At 69.3% G+C, this 22,696-nt stretch carries 24 protein-coding genes; 9 read left to right on the top strand and 15 right to left on the bottom strand.

Going from position 1 to position 22,696, the window contains the following annotated elements; genetic code table 11:
* Window positions 1–277: 277 nt before the first annotated feature.
* The 7 genes from C7C45_RS23820 to C7C45_RS23790 all read right to left on the bottom strand — a co-directional run bounded on the left by C7C45_RS23820 (window position 278) and on the right by C7C45_RS23790 (window position 9,202).
* The gene (locus C7C45_RS23820; RefSeq protein WP_146247393.1) at window positions 278–1,861 is read right to left on the bottom strand and encodes an alpha/beta hydrolase-fold protein; all 1,584 of its coding nucleotides are present in this window, start codon (window positions 1,859–1,861) and stop codon (window positions 278–280) included.
* 324 nt (window positions 1,862–2,185) lie between these two features.
* A complete protein-coding gene (locus tag C7C45_RS23815) occupies window positions 2,186–3,703 on the bottom strand; it encodes an aldehyde dehydrogenase (NADP(+)) (protein ID WP_110565920.1) in 1,518 nt (505 codons plus the stop codon).
* Window positions 3,700–4,911, bottom strand: a complete 1,212-nt coding sequence (locus C7C45_RS23810) for a fumarylacetoacetate hydrolase family protein (RefSeq protein WP_110565919.1) — start codon at window positions 4,909–4,911, stop codon at window positions 3,700–3,702. The genes C7C45_RS23815 and C7C45_RS23810 overlap by 4 nt, the downstream gene beginning before the upstream one ends.
* Entirely contained in the window at window positions 4,908–6,089 is a 1,182-nt protein-coding gene (locus C7C45_RS23805; protein WP_110565918.1) for a mandelate racemase/muconate lactonizing enzyme family protein, read from the bottom strand. The genes C7C45_RS23810 and C7C45_RS23805 overlap by 4 nt, the downstream gene beginning before the upstream one ends.
* Window positions 6,090–6,097: 8 nt before the next feature.
* Window positions 6,098–6,928 (bottom strand): carbohydrate ABC transporter permease, encoded by an 831-nt coding sequence (locus C7C45_RS23800; RefSeq protein WP_110565917.1) that lies wholly within the window; start codon window positions 6,926–6,928, stop codon window positions 6,098–6,100.
* Complete coding sequence (locus tag C7C45_RS23795; protein WP_110565916.1) at window positions 6,925–7,878, bottom strand: carbohydrate ABC transporter permease; 954 nt, start codon at window positions 7,876–7,878, stop codon at window positions 6,925–6,927. Before C7C45_RS23795 ends, C7C45_RS23800 begins: the two co-directional genes overlap by 4 nt.
* A gap of 76 nt (window positions 7,879–7,954) precedes the next feature.
* On the bottom strand, window positions 7,955–9,202 hold the full coding sequence (locus C7C45_RS23790; RefSeq protein ID WP_167454809.1) for an ABC transporter substrate-binding protein: 1,248 nt from the start codon (window positions 9,200–9,202) through the stop codon (window positions 7,955–7,957).
* A 59-nt stretch (window positions 9,203–9,261) separates the two neighbouring features.
* On the opposite strand from C7C45_RS23790, the gene C7C45_RS23785 reads away from it, so the two are divergent.
* On the top strand, window positions 9,262–10,200 hold the full coding sequence (locus C7C45_RS23785; protein WP_110565914.1) for an IclR family transcriptional regulator: 939 nt from the start codon (window positions 9,262–9,264) through the stop codon (window positions 10,198–10,200).
* Between the two features lie 8 nt (window positions 10,201–10,208).
* On the opposite strand, the gene C7C45_RS23780 is transcribed toward C7C45_RS23785, so the two are convergent.
* From C7C45_RS23780 to C7C45_RS23765, 4 genes are all read right to left on the bottom strand, one after another.
* Complete coding sequence (locus C7C45_RS23780; RefSeq protein WP_280101391.1) at window positions 10,209–10,694, bottom strand: GNAT family N-acetyltransferase; 486 nt, start codon at window positions 10,692–10,694, stop codon at window positions 10,209–10,211.
* A gap of 236 nt (window positions 10,695–10,930) precedes the next feature.
* Window positions 10,931–11,314: a VOC family protein gene (locus C7C45_RS23775; protein ID WP_110565912.1), complete on the bottom strand. Its 384-nt coding sequence runs from the start codon at window positions 11,312–11,314 to the stop codon at window positions 10,931–10,933.
* A gap of 32 nt (window positions 11,315–11,346) precedes the next feature.
* Window positions 11,347–11,643, bottom strand: a complete 297-nt coding sequence (locus tag C7C45_RS23770; protein WP_110565911.1) for a chorismate mutase — start codon at window positions 11,641–11,643, stop codon at window positions 11,347–11,349.
* Window positions 11,640–12,263, bottom strand: coding sequence for an HIT family protein (locus C7C45_RS23765; protein WP_110565910.1), 624 nt, complete (start codon window positions 12,261–12,263; stop codon window positions 11,640–11,642). Before C7C45_RS23765 ends, C7C45_RS23770 begins: the two co-directional genes overlap by 4 nt.
* 158 nt (window positions 12,264–12,421) lie before the next feature.
* On the opposite strand from C7C45_RS23765, the gene C7C45_RS23760 reads away from it, so the two are divergent.
* Window positions 12,422–13,033, top strand: coding sequence for a hypothetical protein (locus C7C45_RS23760; RefSeq protein ID WP_110565909.1), 612 nt, complete (start codon window positions 12,422–12,424; stop codon window positions 13,031–13,033).
* Between the two features lie 117 nt (window positions 13,034–13,150).
* Here C7C45_RS23760 and C7C45_RS23755 read toward each other — a convergent pair whose 3' ends face one another.
* Window positions 13,151–13,570 carry a permease-like cell division protein FtsX gene (locus tag C7C45_RS23755; RefSeq protein WP_146247391.1) on the bottom strand — a complete coding sequence of 140 codons (420 nt, stop codon included), beginning with the start codon at window positions 13,568–13,570 and terminating at the stop codon, window positions 13,151–13,153.
* 182 nt (window positions 13,571–13,752) lie between these two features.
* Complete coding sequence (gene aroA, locus C7C45_RS23750; RefSeq protein ID WP_110565907.1) at window positions 13,753–15,036, bottom strand: 3-phosphoshikimate 1-carboxyvinyltransferase; 1,284 nt, start codon at window positions 15,034–15,036, stop codon at window positions 13,753–13,755.
* A gap of 193 nt (window positions 15,037–15,229) precedes the next feature.
* Here aroA and C7C45_RS23745 point away from each other — a divergent pair, with 193 nt between their 5' ends.
* A complete protein-coding gene (locus C7C45_RS23745; protein WP_208641276.1) occupies window positions 15,230–15,883 on the top strand; it encodes a DNA alkylation repair protein in 654 nt (217 codons plus the stop codon).
* Between the two features lie 44 nt (window positions 15,884–15,927).
* Here C7C45_RS23745 and C7C45_RS23740 read toward each other — a convergent pair whose 3' ends face one another.
* Window positions 15,928–16,461: a MarR family winged helix-turn-helix transcriptional regulator gene (locus C7C45_RS23740; protein ID WP_110565905.1), complete on the bottom strand. Its 534-nt coding sequence runs from the start codon at window positions 16,459–16,461 to the stop codon at window positions 15,928–15,930.
* Window positions 16,462–16,549: 88 nt separating this feature from the next.
* On the opposite strand from C7C45_RS23740, the gene C7C45_RS23735 reads away from it, so the two are divergent.
* The 6 genes from C7C45_RS23735 (at window position 16,550) to C7C45_RS23710 (ending at window position 22,213) form a co-directional block, all read left to right on the top strand.
* The gene (locus tag C7C45_RS23735) at window positions 16,550–17,488 is read left to right on the top strand and encodes an EamA family transporter (protein WP_110565904.1); all 939 of its coding nucleotides are present in this window, start codon (window positions 16,550–16,552) and stop codon (window positions 17,486–17,488) included.
* A gap of 5 nt (window positions 17,489–17,493) precedes the next feature.
* Window positions 17,494–18,177, top strand: a complete 684-nt coding sequence (locus C7C45_RS23730; RefSeq protein WP_110565903.1) for an NAD(P)-dependent oxidoreductase — start codon at window positions 17,494–17,496, stop codon at window positions 18,175–18,177.
* A 106-nt stretch (window positions 18,178–18,283) separates the two neighbouring features.
* The gene (locus tag C7C45_RS23725; RefSeq protein ID WP_208641275.1) at window positions 18,284–19,021 is read left to right on the top strand and encodes an ABC transporter ATP-binding protein; all 738 of its coding nucleotides are present in this window, start codon (window positions 18,284–18,286) and stop codon (window positions 19,019–19,021) included.
* The gene (locus tag C7C45_RS23720; RefSeq protein WP_110565901.1) at window positions 19,018–20,358 is read left to right on the top strand and encodes an FtsX-like permease family protein; all 1,341 of its coding nucleotides are present in this window, start codon (window positions 19,018–19,020) and stop codon (window positions 20,356–20,358) included. Before C7C45_RS23725 ends, C7C45_RS23720 begins: the two co-directional genes overlap by 4 nt.
* Window positions 20,355–21,572: a sensor histidine kinase gene (locus C7C45_RS23715; protein ID WP_110565900.1), complete on the top strand. Its 1,218-nt coding sequence runs from the start codon at window positions 20,355–20,357 to the stop codon at window positions 21,570–21,572. Before C7C45_RS23720 ends, C7C45_RS23715 begins: the two co-directional genes overlap by 4 nt.
* Window positions 21,563–22,213 (top strand): response regulator transcription factor, encoded by a 651-nt coding sequence (locus C7C45_RS23710; RefSeq protein ID WP_110565899.1) that lies wholly within the window; start codon window positions 21,563–21,565, stop codon window positions 22,211–22,213. Before C7C45_RS23715 ends, C7C45_RS23710 begins: the two co-directional genes overlap by 10 nt.
* 50 nt (window positions 22,214–22,263) lie before the next feature.
* On the opposite strand, the gene C7C45_RS23705 is transcribed toward C7C45_RS23710, so the two are convergent.
* Window positions 22,264–22,671, bottom strand: coding sequence for a hypothetical protein (locus C7C45_RS23705; protein WP_110565898.1), 408 nt, complete (start codon window positions 22,669–22,671; stop codon window positions 22,264–22,266).
* Window positions 22,672–22,696 lie beyond the last annotated feature (25 nt).

The following is a 22,696-nucleotide window of genomic DNA, read 5'->3' as shown; positions in this document are numbered from 1 at the left end:
CGCCATCACCGACGTCGCCACCGAGTACGCGCTGCGCCGCCGGGACGTCTACACGATCGTGCACAGCTGACCGACGCTCCTAGACGAGTAATTCCTAACCCTGGTTGGGGGCCTCCGTCAGGGCGGATGCGAGAGTAAGCGATATACCTCAGAGTCATATTCATACCTCTGAGGTATATCGCTCAACATCGACGGGCCAGACAGCCAAAACGGATGGCGAGCGTCCTTCGCTGCGCCCGCAGCCCCGTCTTACTCGTCTAGGCCGTGAGACCTGGAATTACCGGCCGGCGACCGGCGCGCTCTCGGATTCGTTGAAGAGCTTGTCACCCTGGTAGCGGGCGACGACCGGACCGTCCAGCTCACCATGGACGGTCTTCTTCAGCCGGGCGACACCGTTGTGCACCGATGCCGACCCGAGGAGCGTGTCACCGGCGTAGAAGTCGACAGTGCCGGAGGGAGCGGCGGTGGTGGTGCTGACGGCACCAACCGTCGCCGTAGCGGCGACCTTGATGTTGTGCGAGGCGCCTGCCGGTGCCGTTGTGACGTCGAGCCCGGTGGTGGTGGAACGGAACGTCAGGGTCCGCAGGTAGTGGTCGAGCAGCGGGCGCCAGACGTGCCAGGTGTGCACGCCGGGCACGTTGTACTCGTCCAATTCGACCCCGGCGGCCCGCAGGGCGGCGGCGTTGCGCTGCGAGTTCTCGGCGATGTTGCCCAGGCGGTCCTGCAGCCCGGCGCCGATCATGATGCCGCCGGCCACCGCCTTCATGCTGTCGATCTGCGCCGGGGTGGCGGCTGGTCCGCCCGCGCTCCAGGCGGCGTGGTAGCCGAACAGGTCGGTGTGGTCGTACATGAGGGTGTATGCCCGGCTGCCACCGGCGGAGAAGCCGGCGAACGCGCGGTCCTGCGGGCGGGTGGAGACGTGGTAGTTCTGCTCGACGAACGGGAAGATGTTGTTCCGCAGTTCGTTGACGTAGCCCTCGTTGCCGCCGGGCAGGCCGTTGAAGTCGGTGGACACGATCACCATCGGCTCGACGGCACCGTCCTTGATCGCGTTCTCCAGGATGAGGTGGGCCACGCCCTGCATCGTCCAGGCCGTCGAGTGGTCACCGCTGCCGTGGCTCAGGTAGAGCGTCGGGTACGGCGTGGCCCGGTTGGGGTCGTAGCCGTTCGGCAGGTAGACGACGATGTCGTGCACGCCTGCCGGGTTGGTCGACAGCGGCGAGGTGTACCGCCGGGACTCCAGCCGGCCGACCTTGGTGACCGGCGCCTGGTAGTCGGTGTCGTACGTCGGGAACTTCTTGTTCTCCGGTACGAAGATCGTGCTGCGGACCGCGCCGGGCGCTCCCGGGTACTGCGGCTGGATCTGCCACCGGTTCGCGGGGTCGTCGTACAGGGTGCAGCCGGTGGCGAGCTCGTTGGCGCAGTCGTGGGTGAACGCGTAGCGGAAGGTGCCCGCGGGCAGCGGAGTGGTGAACGTCCACACCCCGTCGGGGCCCTTCTGCATGGCCTGGATGTGCCACGGGGTGGCCGCGACGTCGCCGGGCTGCCATTCGGCGGGGGGTCGCGCGTCGCCGCAGTCCTGGCAGGTGATGTTCTCCGGTCGAGAGTAGAACCAGTCGCCGTAGACGTGGACCTGCTGGACGTCCGCGGGTGCCCGGTACCGGAAGGTGACGGTGTACCCGGTCGGCGCCTTGTCGGTGCGGGTGACGGTCGGGCCCAGGGGTGCGGGCGGTGCGGGCGGCGCGGCCGACGCCGCGGGGACGGCGACCGTTCCGGCCGCGACGGTGACGGCGGCGAGCAGTGCGAGCATCAGCCGACGCCTCGGCGCCGGCGTCAGGGGACGGGGAATTGCGACGGGCATGTACCTGCTCCCTCTTCGGTGTGGTCGGGTCGCAGCAGCGGGCCGACCGACAATTCGATGGTGAGGCGAACGAATACCAATCTCGGGCGATGCCACGATGTGAGCGTTAACATCGCTCCCCGTCGAAAATACAATCATCCATTAGGGACGGTCAAGGCGGGACGGGACACTTATTTCGACGGATTATCCGGGCATCAATTAGGGCGCGATTCAGCGGCGCACCCGAATCGCTGGCGCGCAGATACAGCTCTGGCCTTCCTGGTCGCGACCACGAATCGACCGGTCGCGACCAGGAAGGCCGGGCGGGAGTGACCTACCGACGCGCTACGCCACCCCTGATTCCAATTTCCCGTCAACTCGCCGTGGAATGGCCTTGTACTCGTCCCGCAGTTCCTCCGGAAGGATCCAATTCGGCGCGTCCTGCCACGCCAGAGGGCGGAGGAATCGCCGGATCGACGTGGCGCCCACCGAGGTGTGCACGGCGTTGGTCGACGGCCAGGGCCCGCCATGGTGTTGCGCCCACGACACACGGACCCCCGTGGGATAGCCGTCGAAGACGATGCGCCCCGAGCGGGCGGCGAACACGTCGACCAACCGGCGTACGACGTCGGCGTCGTCGTCCGGTCCGCGATGGATGGAACCGGTCAGCGACGGTGCGACGGTCGCCAACACGGCGTCGAGTTCGGCGACGTCGTGATACCGGACCACGACCATGAGCGGGCCGAAGCACTCCTCGGCGATCTCAGCGGTCAGGCCCGACAGACCGACCTCCAGGAGCATCGGTGCGACGGTGAAGCCCGCGCCGGGCTCGACCTGCGGCCGCGCCGACACCTGAGCGCCCGCCCGCTCGAATGCCGCAGCCCGTTCCTCGTACGCGTCCCGGATGCGCTCGTTGAGCAGCACCGCACCGCCGGCGGCGGCAACCTTCTCCCGCAGCGTGTCGACCAGGTGGTCAGCGTCCGGGTCCGACGGGATGAACGCCAGCCCCGGCTTGGTGCACAGTTGACCGCCCGACCCCGTGAAGGAGGCGAACAGCCCCTCGGCGATCTGGTCGCCCCGGTCGGCTGCCGCACCGGGCAGGACGACGATCGGGTTCACGCTGCTCAGTTCGGCGTACAGCGGAATGGGATCGGGCCGTTCGTCGATGGCCGCCTGGATGGCGCGGGCGGCGCCGACGGAGCCGGTCAGAGCGGCCGCGCGGATCGCGGGGTGGCGCACCAGCGAACGGCCCGCCTCCTCCCCGTACACGGTCGCGATCACACCATCGGGCCCGCCCAGGTCACGGATGGCCGCCTCGATCGCCTCGGCGGAGGCGTGCGATGTCAGCGGGTGCGACGGGTGGGCCTTCAGGACGGTCGGACAGCCCGCGGCGAGCGCGGCAGCGGTGTCGCCGCCGGCGACCGAGAAGGCGAACGGGAAGTTGCTCGCCCCGAAGACCGCGACCGGCCCGAGGGGTACGAGCATCCGTCGCAGGTCCGGGCCGCGCCCGAGCGGTGTGTCGGCGGCGTGGTCGATGGCCGCCTCGACGTACCCACCGTCGCGCAGCACATCGCCGAACATCCGGAACTGGACCGCGGATCGGGTCAGCTCCCCGTCGAGTCGCGCGTGACTCAGCCCGGTCTCCGCCTCGGCGGCCGCGACCAGGTCCACGCGGCGGGACTCCAGGGACGCCGCGATCGCGTCCAGCAGGTCGGCTCTGCCGAGTCGTCCCAGGCCGGCCAGCCACTGCGCCGCCCGGGACGCCTGGCCGGCAACCGCCTCCAGCCGAGACTCGTCCGTCTCGGTGAGATCCGTCGCGCGACGTCGGGCGTCGCGCGGATCGACCGTGTTCACCACGTTCACAGCAGTTCTCTCCTCGCCAGATTGCTCATCAGATCGCGGACGCCGAACTGCCAAGGCTCGCACTCCTCGGCATGCCGCACACGATTGACCAGGGTGCCGAGCGACGGGCAGCTGATCCGTACCACGTCGTCGACCTTGTGGGTGAAGCCCTCACCGGGGCGGTCGCGGTCCTGAATGGGGGCGAACATCGTGCCGAGCATCAGGGCAGCGCCGTCGGGATAGTGGTGGTGTGGGCCGATCAGCTGCCGCACCAGCGCCTCCGGCTCGCGCGACATCTGGGTCATCTCGGAGACCGCCTCCAGGCGGAAGCCGTCCACGCCGTGGACCTCCAGACCCACCTCCAACTCACGCACCTGTGCCAGGCCGAACCGCTCGTCGAACAGCCTGATCAGCGGACCGAGGGCACACGACGCGTTGTTGTCCTTCGCCAGGGGAAGCAGGAGCGCCGAGCGGCCCTCGACATCGCGCAGGTTCACGTCGTTGCCGAGGGTGGCGCCGACGACCCGACCGCTGGACTGGACGATGAGCACGACCTCGGGCTCCGGGTTGTTCCAGGTCGACGCGGCAAGCACGCCGACCGGAACGGCGGTGCCGACGGCCGAGAGGATCTGACCCTTGGTGAAGATCTCCGCGTCCGGCCCGATCCCCACCTCCAGGTACTGACTCCACATGCCCTCGGCGACCAGCAGATCCTTGAGCCTCTCCGCCTCCGCGGAGCCCGGCGACAGGCTGTGCAGGTCGGCACCGATGTCGGCGAGCATCCGGCGACGGAGGTCCGCCGCGAGCGCCAGGTCTCCCCGGGCCCGTTCCTCGATGACGCGTTCGATCAACGAGACCGGGAAGGTCACCCCGGCGGCCTTGAGCGCCTGGAGGTCGACCGGTGCGAGCAACCAGGGCCGGTTGTGGTCCCGGTTCGCGGCACCCGTGTTGGCCAGTATCTCCCCGAATCCGCCCGCCCGCGGGCCGTCGAGCCCGGCCACCGTCGCGGCGGGATCGGGCAGCTCGCAGATGTCCCGGACGGTCGGGAACCGGTGGCTGATGTCGATGACCTCGCCGCCTCGGACGACCACGGGTGCGGGGCCGTCGACGGACGGGTCCCAGATCCGGCCGATGAGGACGCTGTGGTCGGCATCGTCGGGCAGCGCCTCGGCACCGGTCCCGAACCAGTCCGCGTCGGCGGCCAGCCCTCGGGGCTGTGGCACCGTCATGAGCCGCTCCCCAGGTTGAAGAAGGACCGCTCGTCCCGGGGACGGATGTCGTAGACGGCGTCCCGGAACATCTGCAGCGGATGCGGTGTGAACGGGTGCTGCTCGATCGCGGCGAGATCCAGCTCGATGCCCAGCCCCACCCCGGTCGGGACGAGCACGTCGCCGTCGTCGGTCAGCACCAGCCGCTCGTTGGTGATCTCGGGGCGCCAGGGCACGTCGGTCGCCATGATCTCCAGATACCGGAAGTTGGGCAGTGTCGCACCGAGTTGCAGCGTCGCGGCCGTGCTGAGCGGACCACTCGGGTTGTGCGGCGCGAAGCCCACGTAGCTGGTCGCGGCGAGCGTCGAGATGAAGGCCAACTCTGCGATCCCGCCCGCGTGCGTCACGTCGGGTTGGACGAAGTCGACCGCCTGACGGGCGAGCGCCGGCGCGAAGCCCTGCCGGCCGAACCACCGCTCTCCCGCCGCGATCGGCACCGGCGACGAGCGACGGATGTCGACGAGCGCGTCGAGGTTGTCCGGTGGGCACGGCTCCTCGAACCACACCGGATCGAACTGGGCGATCTCCTTCGCGATCTTGATCGCGTGCCGGACGTCGAAGCGGCCGTGCCCCTCGATGAACAGTTCGACATCGCGACCCACCTCGCGGCGGACCGCGTCGATCTGCGCGAGCACCCGGTCCAGCTGCTGGGTGGTGATGGTGAGGTCGTAGTTCTCGAACGGGTCCCACTTGAGGCCGCGGAACCCGGACTTCACCGTCCTGCCCGCGGCCGCCGCGTAGTCCTCCGGGGTGACGGCGCCGGAGAACCAACCATTCGCGTACGCGCGGACCCGGTCCCGGGTCGCGCCGCCGAGAAGTCGGGAGACCGGTACGCCGAGCTCGCGCGCCGAGATGTCCCAGAGGGCCATCTCCAGCGAACTCAACGCGGTCATGATCACCGGGCCGCCGCGCCAGTACCAGTCCCGCGCGGTCTCGTAGAGGATCTTCGAGATGCGGGTGGGATCCAGGCCCACCACCGCCTCGGCCAGCTCGGCGATCGCTCCCTGGACGGCGCGTTCCTTACCCTCCAGGGTGGCCTCACCGAGCCCGATGATCCCCTCGTCGGTGTGGACGCGCACGATGACGAGGTTCGTGCGGTAGAAGTCGACGACAAGCGTGTCGATGGAGACGATCTTCATTCTTCGGCTCAACCCTTCACCGCACCGGCGGTCATGCCGGACACGACGTACTTCTGGACCAACAGGTAGAAGGCGACGGCGGGCAGCGTGAACAGGAAGGCGACGGCCATCACCGTCTGGATCGGCGTGCCCAACTCACCGATGAAGTTCGCGATGCCGACGGACGCCGGCTGCAGGTCCGGATTGAAGATGAACGTCACCGCGAACACGTACTCGTTCCAGGCGTGGAAGAAGGCGATGACCGCGGTCGCCGCGATCGACGGCGCGATCAGCGGCACGTTGATGCGGAGCAGGGTGGTCAACGGCCGGGCGCCGTCGGCACGGGCGGCTTCCTCCAACTCCTTCGGGATGCCGTCGATGGCGCCCTTGAGGATCAGCGCGACGATCGGCAGAACGAAGGCGGAGTTCACCAGGATGAGGCCGGCCAGCGAGTCGAGCAGTTCGAAACGGCGGAACAGCGCGAACAGCGGGACGACCATCAGCGCCTCGGGAAGCATCTGCGTGAACAGCAGCACGACTGTCACCACGGCCTTGCCCCAGAACGAGAACCGGGACAGCGCGTAGCCGAGCGGGATACCCAGGCCGACGGAGAGGACCATCGTGCCGACGGCGATGATCAGGCTGTTGAGCAGCCACCCGGCCGCCTTACCCTCGGCCAGCGCGTCCACGAAGACCCCGAACTGGCCGAGGTCCGGCGTGAGTCGGGGCTTGTCGGCGAAGAGGTCGCTGTTGCTGGACAGCGCGGTGACGAACATCCAGTACAGCGGGAACACCGCTACACCCAGCACGGCGAGCACGGCGACGATCCGTGCGGTGATACCGAAACGGAAGCGCCTCATCGGACGTCCCCCTTCTCCACGGCACGGGCGACCAGGCGGCTGCCGATGATGACGATGAGCGAGATGACGACGCCGACCATGCCGATGGCCGCCGCCGATCCGAGTTCCTTCGAGTCGAATGCCTGCGAGTAGAGGTCGATGACGAGCGTCTCGGTGGCACCGACCGGTCCACCCTTGGTCATCAGCCAGATCAGCTCGAACCGCCGCAGCGACCAGATCGTCATCAGCAGCGCCAGCAGACCCACCGTGGGCTTGATGACCTGCCAGGTGACGGCGCGGAAGGTGGCCCATCGTCCCGCGCCGTCCACCGTCGCGGCCTCGTTGAGGTCCTGCGGTACGGACTGCAGCGCGGAGAGCAGCACCACGGAGGTGAACGGGAACAACTGCCAGATGGTCGTCGCGAGCACCGCTGGAAGCGCGTAGCGCGGGCTGTCCAGGATGGAGCCGCCCGGCACACCGAGACCCACGGCGTCGAGGAAGCGGTTCACGATGCCGTACTGCGCGTTCAGCATCCAGGTGGCGATGAGCGCGACCGCGATGCCCGGAGCGGCCCAGGGGACGGTCACGAGTGCCCGTGCCACGCCGCGGCCCCGGAATTTCTTGTTCAGCAGGAGCGCGACGACGAGCCCGGCGCCGATGGCGACGACGACGCAGGTGATCACGTAGACGATGGTGATCAGCAGGGTGCGGTGGAATTCGGGGTCGCCGAAGATGCGGTTGAAGTTGTCGAGACCGACCCACTCGCTCTTGGTGGGGTTGAGCAGTCTCGTCCGGGTGAAGCTGAGGTACACCTCCTGTAGAAGGGGTACCGCCTGGAAGACGAGGATGAACAGGGCAGCGGGGGCCAGGAACAGGTACGGCGTCCACTTGCTGCCCAGCGGGCTGGGTCGCCGTCGGGCCCCGGCCCGGGGTGTTGTCTTCGGTGCTCCGGTCTGCTCGACCACAGTCATCGGGTTTGATCCTTCGGGGGGAAGGACGCTGCCGGCGCACGGATCGTCGCGCCGGCAGCGTCGCCGTGTCGAGCTGTCAGCGGACCAGTTCGGTCGCCTGCTGCTGGGCGCGGTCCAGCGCCGACTTGAGGTCGGTCTTGCCCTGCAGTGCCGCGACCACGTTCTGCACGACCACCTTGCGGATGTCCGGCGTCTTGGCCTCGAACCCCAGCACGATCTGCGGCAGGCTGGTCTCGGTGAGACCGTCGAAGACGGGGAGGAACGGGGTCGCCTTGAGCGTCTCCGCGCTGCGCTGCGTGGCGGTGGCCACGCTGCTCGCGCCGAGGATCTCCTGCAGCTTGACCTGGTTCTGCGGCTCCAGCGCCCACTTGATGAAGGTGCCGGCCTCGTCCTTGCCCTCGCTCGCCTCGTTGACCACGATCGGCGCCAGGATCGCGCCCTGCTTGCGGACCGGGAACGGGATGGGTGCGACGGTGAAGTTCAGCTTCGCGTTCTGGCCGCGCGTGGCGGTCACGTAGCCGCCGTTGTTCAGCTCCATCCCGACCTTGCCCTCGGCGAACATCCGCCGGAACGTCGCCGCGTCCGCTCCGCGCGGGATCACGTTCGCGTCGTACAGGTCCTTGAACGCCTGCAGGCCCTTGAGGTTCTCGGGCGAGTTGATCGTCAGGTTCTTACCGTCGGACCAGGCGCCGCCGAAGCCGTAGACGTAGTTGAAGATGTCCTGCCAGACGCCGGCCTCCTCGGCCTCGGTCTGGCGGAACGCCAGGCCGAAGACGTCGCCCTTGGTCAGCGACTTCGCGGTGGAGGCGAACTGCTCGTAGGTGGTCGGCGGCGTCGGAATCAGGTCGGCGTTGTAGAACATCGCGTAGTTCGACGCTTCGAAGATGATGCCGTGCCGGACACCGTCGTGGACCATGAACTGGTCCGGCTGCTTGAGCAGGTCGTACTTGCTGACATCGACAAGCTTGTCCAGCGGCGCGACGAGGCCGGCGTCCGAGGCGGCCTCGAACTCAGGCATGTCGAAGCGGACCAGGTCCGGCCCCTTGCCGCTGCCCATCTGGGTGAGCACCGTCTGGCCGAAGGTCGGGTACGGCACCGCGGCGGCGGAGACCTGCACCTTGTCCTGGCTCTGGTTGAACTCGTCGAGCCACTTTGTCAGCAGGGGGCCACGACCCGGGTCGCCGAAGGTCGAGGCGGCGAAGGTCAGTTTGGTGACGCCCCCACTGGAGCCGTCGTCGGAGCCACAACCGGTCAAGAGAGTGGCGACCAAGCCGAGGGCACATGTCGCCCTGGCGAGGCCGAAATAAGCGCGCTGGTTACCCATCGTTACTCCACTGTTACGAGTCAGCGTCATCTGGATGAAATTGCAACGATCGTAGCGCCATGTGCAACGGTGTCAAGTGGCGGTTGCGCATCGCGTCTACTATATTGCATATATTGCAACGGATGCGATGGCGTATCCGTCGCGCGAGGGGAGACAGAGCCTTGGCGCAATCGATTCGTCGCGCGATCGACCTCATCCGTCGATCGGCGGAGCACCCACTGTCGCTGACGGAGGCGGCAGACGTGCTCGGCGTCCACAAGTCCACAGCCCTGCGGATCCTGCAGACGCTGGAGTCCGCGCGCTTCGTGCGCCGGACCGGCGCGGGCACCTATGTGCTCGGCAGCGGGGTGATCGAGCTGTCCGAGCTTGCGCTCGGCTCGATGGACCTGCGCCAGTTCGCCGCCGCCCACCTGCGGGCGCTGCAACGCGAGACCAGCCACACCGTGCACCTGGCGCAACTGACCGGCGACGAGATCATTTACATCGACAAGGTGGACAGTCCGGCGTTCGACGCCGTAAAGCTGCCGTCCCGGGTGGGGCGCGCGGTGTCGATCTACGCGAGCGCCGTCGGCAAGACGATCCTGGCCTACCTCCCGCCGGAGGAACGCCACCGGCTCCTCTCCCACGTCGTCTTCGAGAGGTTCACCGCCACCACCTTCGCCGACCACGAAGCGCTCGAAGCCGAACTCGCCCGCATCCGCCAACACGGTTGGGCCACCGACGACGGCGAGCACGACGCCTACGTCATGTGCATAGCCGCGCCGATCAGGGATTCGCGAGGGCAGGTCATCGCCGCCGCCTCGATTACGGCCATCGAGGTCATCGCAAGCCTCGACAAGCTGAAGAGCAACCTTCCGCTCCTCCTGGAGACCGCGAACCGGATCTCGTACGAACTCGGCCACACACCCGCGTCCTCCGCGAGCCTGGACGACTCCGATGACATCGGATCGACCCCGGCCGACGATCGGTCGACCGAGCCACGGACGATCGGGACGTAAGCCGTCCGTCACCGCCCGGATGTCGCCGGCGCGGTCCAGTACCACGTTTCGAGCAGCTTCGGCTGCCCCAGCCCGTTCACCCTCTCGACGAGGGCGTCGTCGCCACGGACGTACCCGGCGGACTCGGCGACGCCCTGCGAGGGCACATTGCCCTGCACGATGCCGAGCCGCAGCCGGGAGAAGCCGAGCTTTTCGTGGCAGAACGCCGTCATCAGCCGCAGGGACCGCGACGCCAGGCCCCGACCACGGTGTGCCGGGCCGATGGCATAGCCCAACACCCCACTCGCCACGTGGAGCGCGACGAGGCCCAGTGGCTCACCCCCGTCGCGCGTCACGGCCAGATCGACGACGCGCTGGGTACGGCGCTGCCGGATTCTGGCCAGGAAGGCGTCCGCGTCGAACGGAGAGGGGATGTCGGTGTTCGCGGCCATGTCCTCCGCGTCGAACAATCGCGGCATGAACGGTATATCGGAGTCAGCCCATTCCCGCAGCACCACTCCCTCCCCGGTCAGCAGGAGAGGAGAGGCGGTCGGATCATTTGTCGATGCAGAGCCCACACGACATCTTTACACGGGGGCTGCCACATTCTTCGTCGGGTCACTTTCATCGAGGGCTCCGATTGAGTTTTCCGCCCCAGTGTCTCTTTCTGATTCAAGCACTCGCAGGAATAGCCATTTGACGATTCTTCTCCGGCGGAGTTCTCCGCCCGGCTCGGGACGCCGCGGGCAGATCAGGCGACGCAGAACTCGTTGCCCTCGGGGTCCTGCATGACAACGTGGCCGAGGACGTCGCCGTACCACTCCTCGCGGACCACTGTCGCGCCGGCGGCAACCAGCTCGGGCACTCGCTGTCGGATCAGTCGAGCGCGCTCGGCCAGGTCACCCGGCCCCGGACCGGCGACCCGGATATCAATGTGCACCCGGTTCTTGGCGGACTTCCCCTCAGGCACCCTGAGGAAAGCGATAGCCGGGCCGCGGCCAGCAGGGTCGATGATGGACGCACCGTCGGGCTCGTCGAAGCCTGGCTCCTCGACATAGCCCAGCGCCGACGCCCAGAAGGCGGCGATCCGCTGAGGATCGTCGGCATCGAAACCCAGAGTCCAGAAGGTCGCCATGGCAACAACGTACGCGAGCCGGGCCGGAGCAATCAGGCTTCGGTGAGCCGCTGGTGCTCGTCGGTTTCCAGGTCGATGAAGGCCTGGATCATGCCCCGGTAGATCCGCTCGACCAGGTCCGGGTCCGCGCCGGCTTCGGTCGCCAGCGCCCGCACCCGGGCCACCACCTGGGCCACCCGGTCCGGCGCACGGACCGCCTGCCGGTCGCCCTTGAGCGGGGCCGCGCGCCGAACCAGAGCTTCCCGCCGGGCGAGCAGCCCGACGAGCTCACCGTCGAGTTCGTCGATCCGAGCGCGGATCTCGGTCAGCGCCGACGCCGTCTCCGTCATGCCGAAATTCCTGACACGGACGACCGGTGACCGCCGTGGCTCGCGACCAACGCGTCCGCCACGGTCTCGGCGTCCGCCTGCGCGACGTCCGCTGGGTACTCCGGCAGCAGGTCGTCCCAGATGACCAGCCACGACCCGTACAGTTGGGTCTGCCCCTCGGGTCGGGCGAAGAACCACACGTGCAGGTGCGCGCCACCATCTCCGACTCGATAGACGTGGGCCCGCGAGACGTGCGGCAACGCCTGGATGTGGCGGACGATGCGGGTGCTCAACAATCCCAACTCGGCGGCCAGTTCGTCAGGCAGATCCGCCATGTCGTAGTGGTCGCGCGGATACAGCATGAGCAGCAGTGGAACGCCCACTCCCGAAATCCGGGCCAGCCGCCAGTGCTCGTTGAACCAGATCCCCTCGTCCCGGTCGCGGCAGGCATCGCAGTCCGACGGATCCTCGCCGTGACGCGCGGGCTCCGGGAGCACCGGCGGACGCAACGGCGCCACGCGCAGCCCAGCCGGGTCGAAAGGGCTGATGTCCCATCCCGTCATGTCCGCCAACGGAAGCCGGCGCTCGCCGTCCGCGGCGGCGACTGCGTGGTCATAGAACTCGTCCGGTCGCAAAGCCATGCGGCGAAGACTAGTCCGACAAGATCCGGGCCGGGGTACCACTTCCCGGCGGCGAGGGATCGGATCCCCCCTCGGGCGGGATCGATCCTGCGCTCAGATCGTCCACCGTAGACCTCACGCAGGGCCGCGGCGAAGCGGCCCGGATCGAGAGGACGGCCATGCGTAGAGCATTCGGATGGGGCATCGCCGCGGTGGCGATGCTAGTTACGGCGACGGCGACAGCGACTGGGGCCGCGGCCGGGGCCGCCGACCGCAGTCCCGCACGGGTGACCGGATCGGCGGAGTTCGTCCTGCCATACGGGCAGGACGGGGACGTGCGCTCGTTCGCCTTCGACGTCCGGTCGGCGCCGTACAGCCGCACCATCGTGCTTCCGGGAGGGGAGGAGGTGAGCTCGCCTGCCGACGCGACAGGCACGGTGTGGGTCGCACACCGGCTGGCCACGCAGAACATCACCGTGCGGTTCGAAGCCGCAGTCGACTGCATGATCACCAGCCCTGGCCACGCGACCCTGACCGGCATCGTCACCCGCGCCGACGAGATGGCCAGCGAACACCTCGGCAAGCGCGTCGGTTTCAGCGTCCAGGACGGCGGTCGCGGCCGCGACCGCGTCGGCTTCACCTGGTCGGCCAGCTTCGACCAGGACGAGGCAGGCAGTTGGGGCCCGGCCCGAATCGGTACCTGCCTCGCGCCGGCCGCGTTCGCCACCGTGAGCCGCGGTGATTACACGGTGCGGCACGCCGAGTTGACGGCGCCGCCGGACGGCGACTGACCTGACCACGGGGCAACCGGACCACGGCGGGGCGAGAGGGCGGCCCCGCCGTGGCGCGTCCCGCTTCCCGAACCAGCGCTTCCCATCGGCCACCGCGACGACACGTTGGACGACAGCTCAGCCGCAGGCAATCTCCGCACCGGCCTCGTCGTCGGTGGGCCGCTGGATCACCTGAATCTTGTCCACCACGGCCAGGTCCCGGACACCCAGCAGGAGACCGCAGTCGAACACCCGGCTCTTCGTCCTGACCCGGAACGACTCGGGCATCGCTTCCAGCGAGCCTGCCGCGAGCAGATCCGGACGGTCCTGGAAAAGCTTCCGGTAGTTCTCCCACGCCTGTTCCCGGCTCTCGAACTTACGTTCCACCGGCTCCAGGGCGTCGAGCGCCGACTCGACAGCGGCCCTCTGCTCGTCGGTCGCGTCCTGCTTGAGGAAAACGCTGACGACGTACTCGTGGGGCTGGGTCCGTGTGACGGCAAGGGTTACCGCCGTCGCGACGAGTGCGCCGACGATCGCCGCCACTCCACCCACGAGCACCAGCGGAATCCACGACCTCTTGCGGGGAGCGGGCGGTGCAGGCACGGCCGGCGGCTCGGACGTCGCGGGCGGGCCTTCCGCGGGGAGCGGCTCGGGCAGGGACGAAAAAGAGTACGACTCCGACACGGCGCACAGTAAAGCAGCACTTGCGGTTCCGGGTGGTGCCCGCGACCGGGTGGTCCTCAGACGCGGCTACGTCCCGAGTCGAGTGGCAGGTCCCAGCCGCGAGCCAGGGCGGCGAATTCCTCGTGGAACTGCGGGAAGGTCTTGTCGACGCAGGACGGTTCGTCGAACTCGATTCCCGGCGTACGGAGGCCGGTCACGCTCATGCTCATCGCGATCCGGTGATCCGAGCGGGTCTGCACGAGCGCTCCCGTCGGAGTCCCCGGGTCGATCTCGAGCCAGTCGGGACCCGAGCGGGTGGATACGCCGCAGGCAGTGAGCGCGGTGGTGATCGCGTCGATGCGATCCGACTCCTTGACCCGACAGTTCGCCACATCGGTGATACGGGTCGGCGCATCGGCGAACGGCGCGATGGCCGCCAGGGTCATCATCGTGTCGCTGATGTCGCGCATGGCCACCGTGCCTGGTGACCGCAGCTGTGCCGGGCCGGTGACGGTGACGCTGTCGTCATCGACGTCGACCCGGCAGCCCATCGTCGGCAGAATCTCCGTGGCGAACCGGAGATCACCCTGGCGCGACCGCCGGCCGAGGCCCGGCACCGTCACGGTGTTTCCCGTGACGGCGGCAGCCGCGAAGAAGTACGACGCCGTCGACGCGTCCGGCTCGATCCGATACTCCTGAGCCCGGTAGGTGCCGGGCGGGATGGTGATCGTGGAGTCCTCCCAACTGGACTCGACCCCGAACTGGCGCATCATCGCCAACGTGAGATGGACGTACGGCGCGGAAACGGGATTGCGTGCCTGCACCTTGAGGCCGTTACGCATCGCCGGCGCCGACAGGCACAGTGCCGACAGGTACTGGCTGGAGAGGCTCGCATCCACCTCGATCGTGCCGCCGGCGACGTGTGCGCCGTGCACGACCCACGGCAGGCTGTCCCCGGGGGCGGCGTCGATCCGGACACCGAGGCCCCGAAGTGCCGTCAGCAGGGGCGCCATGGGTCGTGCCCGCATCTGCGCGCTGCCGTCGATCACATAGCGCCCGCGCCCCAACGCTGCCAGGGCCGGAACGAACCGCGCCGCGGTGCCCGAGTCGTTACACCACACCGTCGCCTCCGTGGTGGGCGGACCGGCCGGATCCCCGGTCACGGTCCACACCTCGGGCTCGCGGGTCACCGGAAATCCGAGGCTGTCGAGGCCCGTGGCGAAAGCCACCGTGTCGGCCGCGGCCAGCGGGGCCACGAGACGGGTGGTCCCCTCGGCCAGAGCCGCGATGAGCAAGGCCCTCGCCATGATCGACTTCGAGCCGGGGACGCGCGCGACTACCTCGCGGGGTGCAGAACTCATGCAACGCTCTCCTATGCCTGTTTCATGAGGGCGGTCGAGCCTCGCCGGGCATGGCCCCACCAGATTAATCGGCCGGATCAGCGCCTCCTGTTCCGCCGGCCGCGACCTCCCAGGTGGCCCATCCGTCGGTAAGGTGCACGTCACACGTGATGGGTGGGAGGTTGCGGTGGTCGCGACGACGGTGACCGACGCGATGGTGGCCGAGGTCATGGCCGAACTCGCCGGCCTTGAGGACTCGAAGATCCGCGAGGTGAACGCGCGACACGGTGACGATCACGGTGTCAACCTCGGCAAGCTTCGCGCACTCGCCAAGCGGCTGAAGACGCAGCAGGACCTCGCATGCCGGCTCTGGGACACGGATGAGACCGCGGCGAGACTGCTGGCGATCTTGATCTGCCGCCCCAGGGCGTTCGAGCGTGACGAGCTGGACGTCATGCTGCGTGAGGCGCGCGCATCCAAGGTGCACGACTGGTTCGTGACCTACGTCGTGAAGAAGAACCCGTACGCCGAAGAACTGCGGCTGGCCTGGCTCGTCGATCCGGATCCCGTGGTGGCGAGTGCTGGCTGGGCGCTGACCACCGAACGGGTGGCGAAGAAGCCCGAGAGCCTGGACCTGCCAAGACTGCTCGACGTCATCGAGACGGAGATGAAAGACGCCCCGGGTCGCCTGCAGTGGGCGATGAACCACTGCCTGGCTCAGATCGGGATCGAGCATGCCGAGCACCGTGCTCGTGCAATCGACATCGGCGAACGCCTGGAGGTGCTCAAGGACTACCCGACGTCCCCGGGCTGCACGTCGCCGTTCGCGCCCACCTGGATCAGCGAGATGGTCCGCCGAGCGCCGTGAACGCGGCATCCGTGAAAGCGGCCGAGCAGGGCATCGATCGAACATCAAGGAGCGCCGTGGTCTGATCGTCGGGGACGCGCATCCGTTGGGGTGTCGCCGAGCGCGGTCAACATCGTCCGCAGCAGTCCGGCCAGTTGCTCCTGCTCGTCCGGGCGCAGTGCCCCGATCAGCCGTGCTTCGTTGGCGACGTGATCGCTCATGGCCTTGTCGACGACTTCGCGGCCGAGATCCGTCAGAGTGATCAGGACGCTACGGCGGTTCGTGGGATCGGTCTCGCGGCGGACCAGGGATCGCGCCTCCAGCCGGTCGATCCGGTTGGTGATGGCCCCCGAGGTGATCATCGAGGTGGCCGCGAGATCGCCCGCCGTCAGCTGGTACGGGGAGCCCGAACGCAGCAGCGTGGCGAGAAGGTCGAACTCCCAGGTCTGTAGCCCCCGAGTGGCGAAGTGTTCGCTCAGCCCGCGTTCCAGCAGCCGCGACGCCCGCTGGATGCGGCCGACCACGCCCATGGGACTCGCGTCGAGGTCCGGTCGCTCGACCCGCCACTGGTCCAGGATCCGGTCCAGGCTGTCCGCCATCTCTCTCCTCAACGTTGAACTGTTTGACGCCAAGATATCAGCCGTGATTTTATCTCAGCCTTAAACAGTTCAACGTTGAGAGGTTTCCGTGCTCGAAACCCATCCCCGCCGGGAGGTCGTCGTCCCGTCCGGTCGCGTTACGACGAGCGACTGGGCGATCACCGGGCTCGCCTCGCTCGCACCCGTGACCTGGGGCACCACCTATCTGGTCACCACGCAGTGGCTGCCCCCTGACCGGCCGCTCCTCTCCGGCGTGCTCCGCGCGCTTCCGGCCGGGCTCATCGCTCTCCTGCTCGCCAGACGGCTGCCCGACGGCGTCTGGTGGTGGCGCGCGGCCGCGCTGGGCGCGCTCAACATCGGGGCGTTCTTCGTGCTCCTGTTCGTGGCGGCGTACCGGCTGCCGGGCGGCGTCGCGGCCACGCTCTCGGCGGCACAACCGCTCATCGTCGCCGGGCTGGCCGTGGCCCTGCTCGCAGAGCGGCCGAGCCGGTGGCGTCTCGGCTGGGGTCTCGTCGGTGTGGTCGGGATCGCGGTCATGGTTCTGCGCGGCCGGCTGGGCTTCGATCCGATCGGACTCGCGGCCGGCTTCGCCGGCACCGCCGTGATGGCCGCCGGGACCGTGTTGACCAAGCGGTGGGGGCGACCTCCCGGTGTCGGCGTGCTGGCCTTCACCGGCTGGCAACTCACCGCCGGTGGGCTGCTGATCGCCCCACTCGCCCTGGCCGTCGAGGGCCTGCCGCCCAGGCTGGACGCGCCCGCCCTGGGCGGCTACGCCTGGCTGTCCCTGGTCGGGACCGGCCTGGCCTACACGCTGTGGTTCACCGGGTTGGCGCACCTGCCCGTCACGGCCATGTCGTTCCTCCCACTGCTGTCGCCCATCGTCGCCGCCGTCCTGGGCTGGTTGGTCCTCGGGCAGTCCCTCACCGCGACCCAACTCCTCGGCTTCGGCCTGGCCCTGGTCTCCATCTCCGCCGCACAACTGGACCCGACCAAGCAACCCCTCGCCCGACTCGCAGAAAAGAGCTGACAATCATGCGCATCACCGTTTTCGGGGCCGCCGGCAACACCGGGAGTCGGATCGTCGCGGAGGCCCTGAGCCGTGGCCACGACGTCACGGCCGTCGTACGGGACCCGGGCAGGCTCACCCAACTGCCGCCGGCCGCGATCCGCCGCGTCGGCGACGCCGCCGACGTCGAAAGCGTCGTCGAGCTGAGCGCCGGCCAGGACGTCGTGGTCACCGCGACCCGCCCAGCGACCGGGTACGAGCACGAACTCGCGGCCGTCGCGAAGGCGCTGCTCGCCGGGCTGTCCCGCACCGGCGTACGGCTGCTCGCCGTCGGCGGGGCGGGCAGTCTCACCGTGCCGGGCTCGGACGGCAGGCTGGTGGTCGACGATCCGGCGTACGTACCGCCGGCCTGGCGAGCGATCGCCCTCGCCTGCAACGACCAACTCGCCGTGTTCCGGGCGAGCACCGAGGTGGACTGGACCTACCTCAGCCCTCCCGCGATCCTTCAGCCAGGTGAGCGCACCGGTTCCTACCGACTCGGTGCCGACGAGTTACTGGTCGACTCGGCGGGCACCTCCACCATCTCCAGCGAGGATTTCGCCGTGGCGCTGCTGGACGAGGTCGAACGGCCCCGCCACCGGCGTACCAGGTTCACCGTGGCGCGGACGTCGGAGCGTCTCGCGTCACCTACCGAAGCTGCGGACCGGTAGCCGGCGCCCGGCGCGGCTGCCGGGTCGGGGCGGTACGGATAACCGCACCTCTACCGTTCGGGCCACCCGGATGTCCGTATCGCCGCCGGCGCCGAGGCTGGAACGCATGGACAACGTGGTGGAACTTGACGGGGTGACCCGCATCTACGGCTCGCGCCGCCGGCCGGTCGCCGCTCTTCGCAGCGTCTCACTCGTGGTGTCGGCCGGCACGTTCGTGGCGGTGATGGGCGCGACCGGGTCGGGCAAGAGCACCTTGCTGCAGTGTGCGGCCGGGCTGGATCGGCCGACGTCGGGCCGGGTCCGGCTGGTCGGCCAGGATGTCACGCGGATGCGCGAAGGTGCGCTGACCCGGCTGCGCCGCGACCGGGTGGGGTTCGTCTTCCAGTCGTACAACCTCTTGTCGGAACTAACGGTGCGGCAGAACGTGCTGCTGCCCCGTCGGCTGGGCGGTCCGCGCCCGCGCCCGCTCGACGAGGTGCTGGCCGAGGTCGGGCTGTCCGGGCTGGCTGGTCGGCCGGTCGGCGAGTTGTCCGGTGGCCAGCGCCAGCGGGTCGCCATTGCCCGTGCGCTGGCCGGCCGTCCCGCCGTGGTGTTCGCGGATGAGCCGACCGGGGCGTTGGATCCGGCTACCGGTGGGCAGGTCCTGCGGTTGTTTCGAAGCGGGGTGGACCGCTCCCGGGTGACGGTGGTGATGGTGACCCACGACCCGATGGCAGCGGCCTGGAGCGACCGGCTCATCCTGTTGCGCGACGGCGAGGTGGTGGCGGACGGCCCGACGCCCGATCCGACGACCATCGCGGAGCGGTTGGCCGCCACCGTGAGTGACCCGGTGGTGGCCCGGTGAACGCGGGGCTGACCAGGCAGGCGCTGCGCAAGCAGCCGTGGGCGTTCGCTGGCCCGTTCGTCACGCAGTGCCTGGCCGCCGCGCTGGCGTCCGGAGCGCTCGGCGCCAGTTCCTCAATGTCCGGCGCGCGGTTGGACCCGGCCGCCCGGCAGGCGCTGACCGAGAGCAGCCTCCCCGAGATGGCCGCGCTGTTCGTGGTGATGTCGGTGTACCTGACCGCGTTGATCGTCGGGTTGACCATGACGTCGTCGATCGCCCGGCAGGGCCGGGACATCGCGCTGGTGCGGGCGGTCGGTGCCACTCCCGGGCGGGTGCGCCGCGCGGTGGCGGCCCAGGCCGCAGTGGTGGCGGTGCCGGCGGCCCTGCTGGGGGTGCCGCTCGGTGCCCTGCTCGCCCGCGCCTGGTTGGCGGGGCTCACCGGGCACGGGGTGATCCCACCCGGCGTGACCTTCCACCCTTCGGCCGCGGCGCTGCCCGCCGCGTTGGGCATCACCGTCGGGGCGTCGCTGGTCGGTGCGCTGGTCGCCGCGATGCGCCCCGCACGAGTACGCCCCGCCGCCGCGCTGACCGAGACGGCCGTCCCGCGGCGACAGCTCAGCTTTGTGCGTACCGTGATCGGGGTCGTACTCGTGACTGGCGGCGTACTGCTGTCGATCCGGATCGCGAACGGCGACCCGGCGAAGGCTGACGGGTCGAGCTTCTTCACGATGCTGGCGATGTGCGTTGGAGCCGGTTTCCTCGGTCCGGTCCTGCTGCGGCTGGTCGCCCCGCTGGCGCGACTGTTCGGGGGCACCGGGGCGCTGGCTGCGGACAACCTCGCGGTGCGGTCCAAGGCGCTGTCCGGCGCCCTGGTACCACTGGTCCTCGCGATCGCGTTCGCCATGGTGAAGGTGGTCACGCACACCACGTCCGTGCATGTGCACGGCGCGCCCGAGTCACCGGCAGAGGTGTGGACGGAGTATTCCGGGACCGCCGTCTACGTCACCTTCGCTGCGGTCGCTGCGGTGAACACGCTGGTGACCGTGTTGCTGGCCCGGCGCCGGGAGCTTGCGGTGACCCGGCTGGTCGGCGCGAGCAGGGTGCGGGCGCTGGCCGTGGTCGTCTGCGAAGCCCTGATGGTGACCGTGACCGCTCTGGCGGTGGGTACGGTGGTCGCAATGGTCACCGTGGTGCCGATGCTGCACGGCATGCTGGGTACGTGGAAGCCGTACCTGCCAACCGGGCAGCTGACCGTCGGCCTGGCCACGGTGATCGGTCTGGTCCTGCTGGGCACCGTGGTGCCGGCGCTGGTCGCAATGCGCCGCCCGGCCGTGGAGTCGCTGGCGGTGGACCCGTGAGATCGGTCGTCGGCACCGTCCTGCGCGCGCCGGTGGCCGCCCGCACCTGGAGAGAGGTCGGGTACGCGGTCACCGGCACCGTGTTGGCCGTGCCGACGTTCGCGATCGCACTGCTGGGGCTGGTGTTCTCCGCGCTGTCGCTGCTGACGATCGGGCTGCCGCTGCTGACCGGTGTGCTGGTGCTGGCCCGGCTGACCGTACGGTACTTCCGTGGGCCGGCCCGGCTGTTCCTCGGCTGGAGTTGGCCGAACCCACCGCCGGTACGCCGCCGCGGACCGGGCCCGGTGCGCTGGGCCCGCGCGGTGCTGACGGATGTCAGCGGTTGGAAGGCCCTCGCGTACTGCTTCGCCCGACTGCCGCTGATGGCCGCGGCCGCGTACCTCGGTGGGGTCCTCATCGCCGGAGGGCTGCTGGGGATCACCTATCCCGTGTGGATGCACCGGTTCCCACAGGATCCCCCCTGGGGCGGTCCCTGGGGTCTGGCCGTGCAGGGGTTGGCCGCGCTGCTGGTGTTTCCGTGGTACTTCCGGCTCATCGTGTGGCTGGACCGAGGGTTGGTGGGGGCCCTGCTGGAGCCGGGCCCGGAACGAGCCCGGATAGCGGCGCTGGAGGCCAACCGGGCCGCGCTGCGGGCGGACGCGGCCGCGCTGCTGCGGCGGGTGGAGCGCGACCTGCACGACGGTACGCAGGCCCGGCTGGTCGCGCTGGGCGTGGCGCTGTCGCGCATCGAGCGGCGCGCCGGCGAGCCGGAGCTGCGGGCGATGGTGGCACAGGCCCGAGGCACGGTGGTGGAGGCGCTGACCGAGCTGCGGGACATCGTGCGGGGCATTCACCCACCCGCGCTGGACGCCGGCCTGAGCACCGCGATCGAGACCCTGGCCGCACGCAGCGCGGTACCCGTCGACGTACACGTGGACCTGCCCCTGCGGCCATCGCCCGAAATGGAGTCGGCGCTCTATTTCAGCGCCGCTGAACTGCTCACCAACGTGGCGAAGCACGCCGGGGCCAGCCGGATCCGGCTGGACCTTCGCGCGCTGGGTGGCGCACTGCGCCTGACCGTCACCGACGACGGGCGCGGCGGGGCGAAACCCGGAAGCACGGGTACGGGTCTGGCCGGGCTGGTCCGGCGGGCCGAGTCGCTGGACGGCGCGCTGCGGGTGGACAGCCCGTCCGGTGGGCCGACGACCATCACCGTGGAGATGCCGTGCGAGTAGTGATCGCCGAGGACAACCCGTTGCTGCGCGACGGGATCAGGTTGCTGTTGACCGATCACGGAATCACTGTCGTGTCGACGGTGGACAATGGTGACGACCTGCGGGCGGCGGTCGGCGAGCACCGGCCGGACGCGGCGGTGGTCGACGTGCGGATGCCACCCACCTTCACGGACGAAGGCCTGCGGGCGGCACTGGCGATCCGGGCGGAACACCCGGACACCGGCGTCCTGGTCTTTTCACAGTGGGTGGAGACCCGGTACGCGCGGCAACTGATCGCCGAGCACCCCGGGCGGGTCGGGTACCTGTTGAAGGACCGCATTGTCAGCACCGACGACTTCGTCGACGCGCTGCGAAGGGTGGCCGCCGGCGGGACAGCACTGGACCCGGAGGTGGTGCGGCAGTTGCTGGCGGCGCCGGCGGTGGACGCGGGCGTCGCCCGCCTCAGCGAGCGGGAACGTGAGGTCCTGGGGATGCTGGCCGAGGGCCGGTCCAACGCCGCCATCTGCGAGTCGCTCCACCTCGCCCCGCGCAGCGTGGAGAAGCACGTGACAGCCATCTTCACCAAGCTGGACCTGCCCCAGGCACGAACCGACCACCGGCGAGTGCTCGCCGTGCTGCGCTACCTGAACACGACGCGCTGAGCCAACCCGCACCGGCCGCCCGGGCGCGACGCGAGCCGGACCCGCAGGAGTCAGCTGCCGCGCAGAATCTGGTCCCGGTACTGCTGGAAGCCGTGCCAGCCAACGGTCTGAGTGGGCTCGCCGGTCAGGAACTCGCCGGTCGAGACGTCGAGAGCGCGACCACCAACCGAGGCGACGATCCGCGCGACAACGGCCAGAACGTCGTCGCCGCCTCCCCGCACGTACAACATGATCGAATCAACGGGGTCGTGCGACCCGATGTTGAGCTCGATGTGCCACGTCGGGCCGACCAGGTGCCCCCACTCGGGATCCGAGAGGTCGAGGTCCTGGAGGTTGTCCCTCAACCGCCGCCGGACGTCCGGCCCGGTGCCCAACGGCGGCGGATCGAAGTCCTCCGGCATCTGGTCGACCGACCCGGCGTCGGCCGGGGCGTGGAAGATAAGAACATCCCAACTCATGGCGGCCTCCGGCGTGCTCGCTCAA

The sequence above is a fragment of the Micromonospora arborensis genome, assembly GCF_003205615.1.
In the GTDB taxonomy this organism is placed as follows: Bacteria; Actinomycetota; Actinomycetes; order Mycobacteriales; family Micromonosporaceae; genus Micromonospora; species Micromonospora arborensis.
Note: the sequence above shows the minus strand (reverse complement) of the source record. Positions and strands in the feature narration are given on the sequence as shown.

Bases quoted from the DNA above. Each gene is read 5' to 3' on its own strand.
- C7C45_RS23820 (WP_146247393.1), bottom strand. From the start codon at position 1,861: ATGCCCGTCGCAATTCCCCGTCCCCTGACGCCGGCGCCGAGGCGTCGG.
- C7C45_RS23810 (WP_110565919.1), bottom strand. From the start codon at position 4,911: ATGACGGTGCCACAGCCCCGAGGGCTGGCCGCCGACGCGGACTGGTTC.
- C7C45_RS23805 (WP_110565918.1), bottom strand. From the start codon at position 6,089: ATGAAGATCGTCTCCATCGACACGCTTGTCGTCGACTTCTACCGCACG.
- C7C45_RS23800 (WP_110565917.1), bottom strand. From the start codon at position 6,928: ATGAGGCGCTTCCGTTTCGGTATCACCGCACGGATCGTCGCCGTGCTC.
- C7C45_RS23795 (WP_110565916.1), bottom strand. From the start codon at position 7,878: ATGACTGTGGTCGAGCAGACCGGAGCACCGAAGACAACACCCCGGGCC.
- C7C45_RS23790 (WP_167454809.1), bottom strand. From the start codon at position 9,202: ATGGGTAACCAGCGCGCTTATTTCGGCCTCGCCAGGGCGACATGTGCC.
- C7C45_RS23785 (WP_110565914.1), top strand. From the start codon at position 9,262: ATGTGCAACGGTGTCAAGTGGCGGTTGCGCATCGCGTCTACTATATTG.
- C7C45_RS23775 (WP_110565912.1), bottom strand. From the start codon at position 11,314: ATGGCGACCTTCTGGACTCTGGGTTTCGATGCCGACGATCCTCAGCGG.
- C7C45_RS23770 (WP_110565911.1), bottom strand. From the start codon at position 11,643: ATGACGGAGACGGCGTCGGCGCTGACCGAGATCCGCGCTCGGATCGAC.
- C7C45_RS23765 (WP_110565910.1), bottom strand. From the start codon at position 12,263: ATGGCTTTGCGACCGGACGAGTTCTATGACCACGCAGTCGCCGCCGCG.
- C7C45_RS23760 (WP_110565909.1), top strand. From the start codon at position 12,422: ATGCGTAGAGCATTCGGATGGGGCATCGCCGCGGTGGCGATGCTAGTT.
- aroA (WP_110565907.1), bottom strand. From the start codon at position 15,036: ATGAGTTCTGCACCCCGCGAGGTAGTCGCGCGCGTCCCCGGCTCGAAG.
- C7C45_RS23745 (WP_208641276.1), top strand. From the start codon at position 15,230: ATGGTGGCCGAGGTCATGGCCGAACTCGCCGGCCTTGAGGACTCGAAG.
- C7C45_RS23740 (WP_110565905.1), bottom strand. From the start codon at position 16,461: ATGGCGGACAGCCTGGACCGGATCCTGGACCAGTGGCGGGTCGAGCGA.
- C7C45_RS23730 (WP_110565903.1), top strand. From the start codon at position 17,494: ATGCGCATCACCGTTTTCGGGGCCGCCGGCAACACCGGGAGTCGGATC.
- C7C45_RS23725 (WP_208641275.1), top strand. From the start codon at position 18,284: ATGGACAACGTGGTGGAACTTGACGGGGTGACCCGCATCTACGGCTCG.
- C7C45_RS23705 (WP_110565898.1), bottom strand. From the start codon at position 22,671: ATGAGTTGGGATGTTCTTATCTTCCACGCCCCGGCCGACGCCGGGTCG.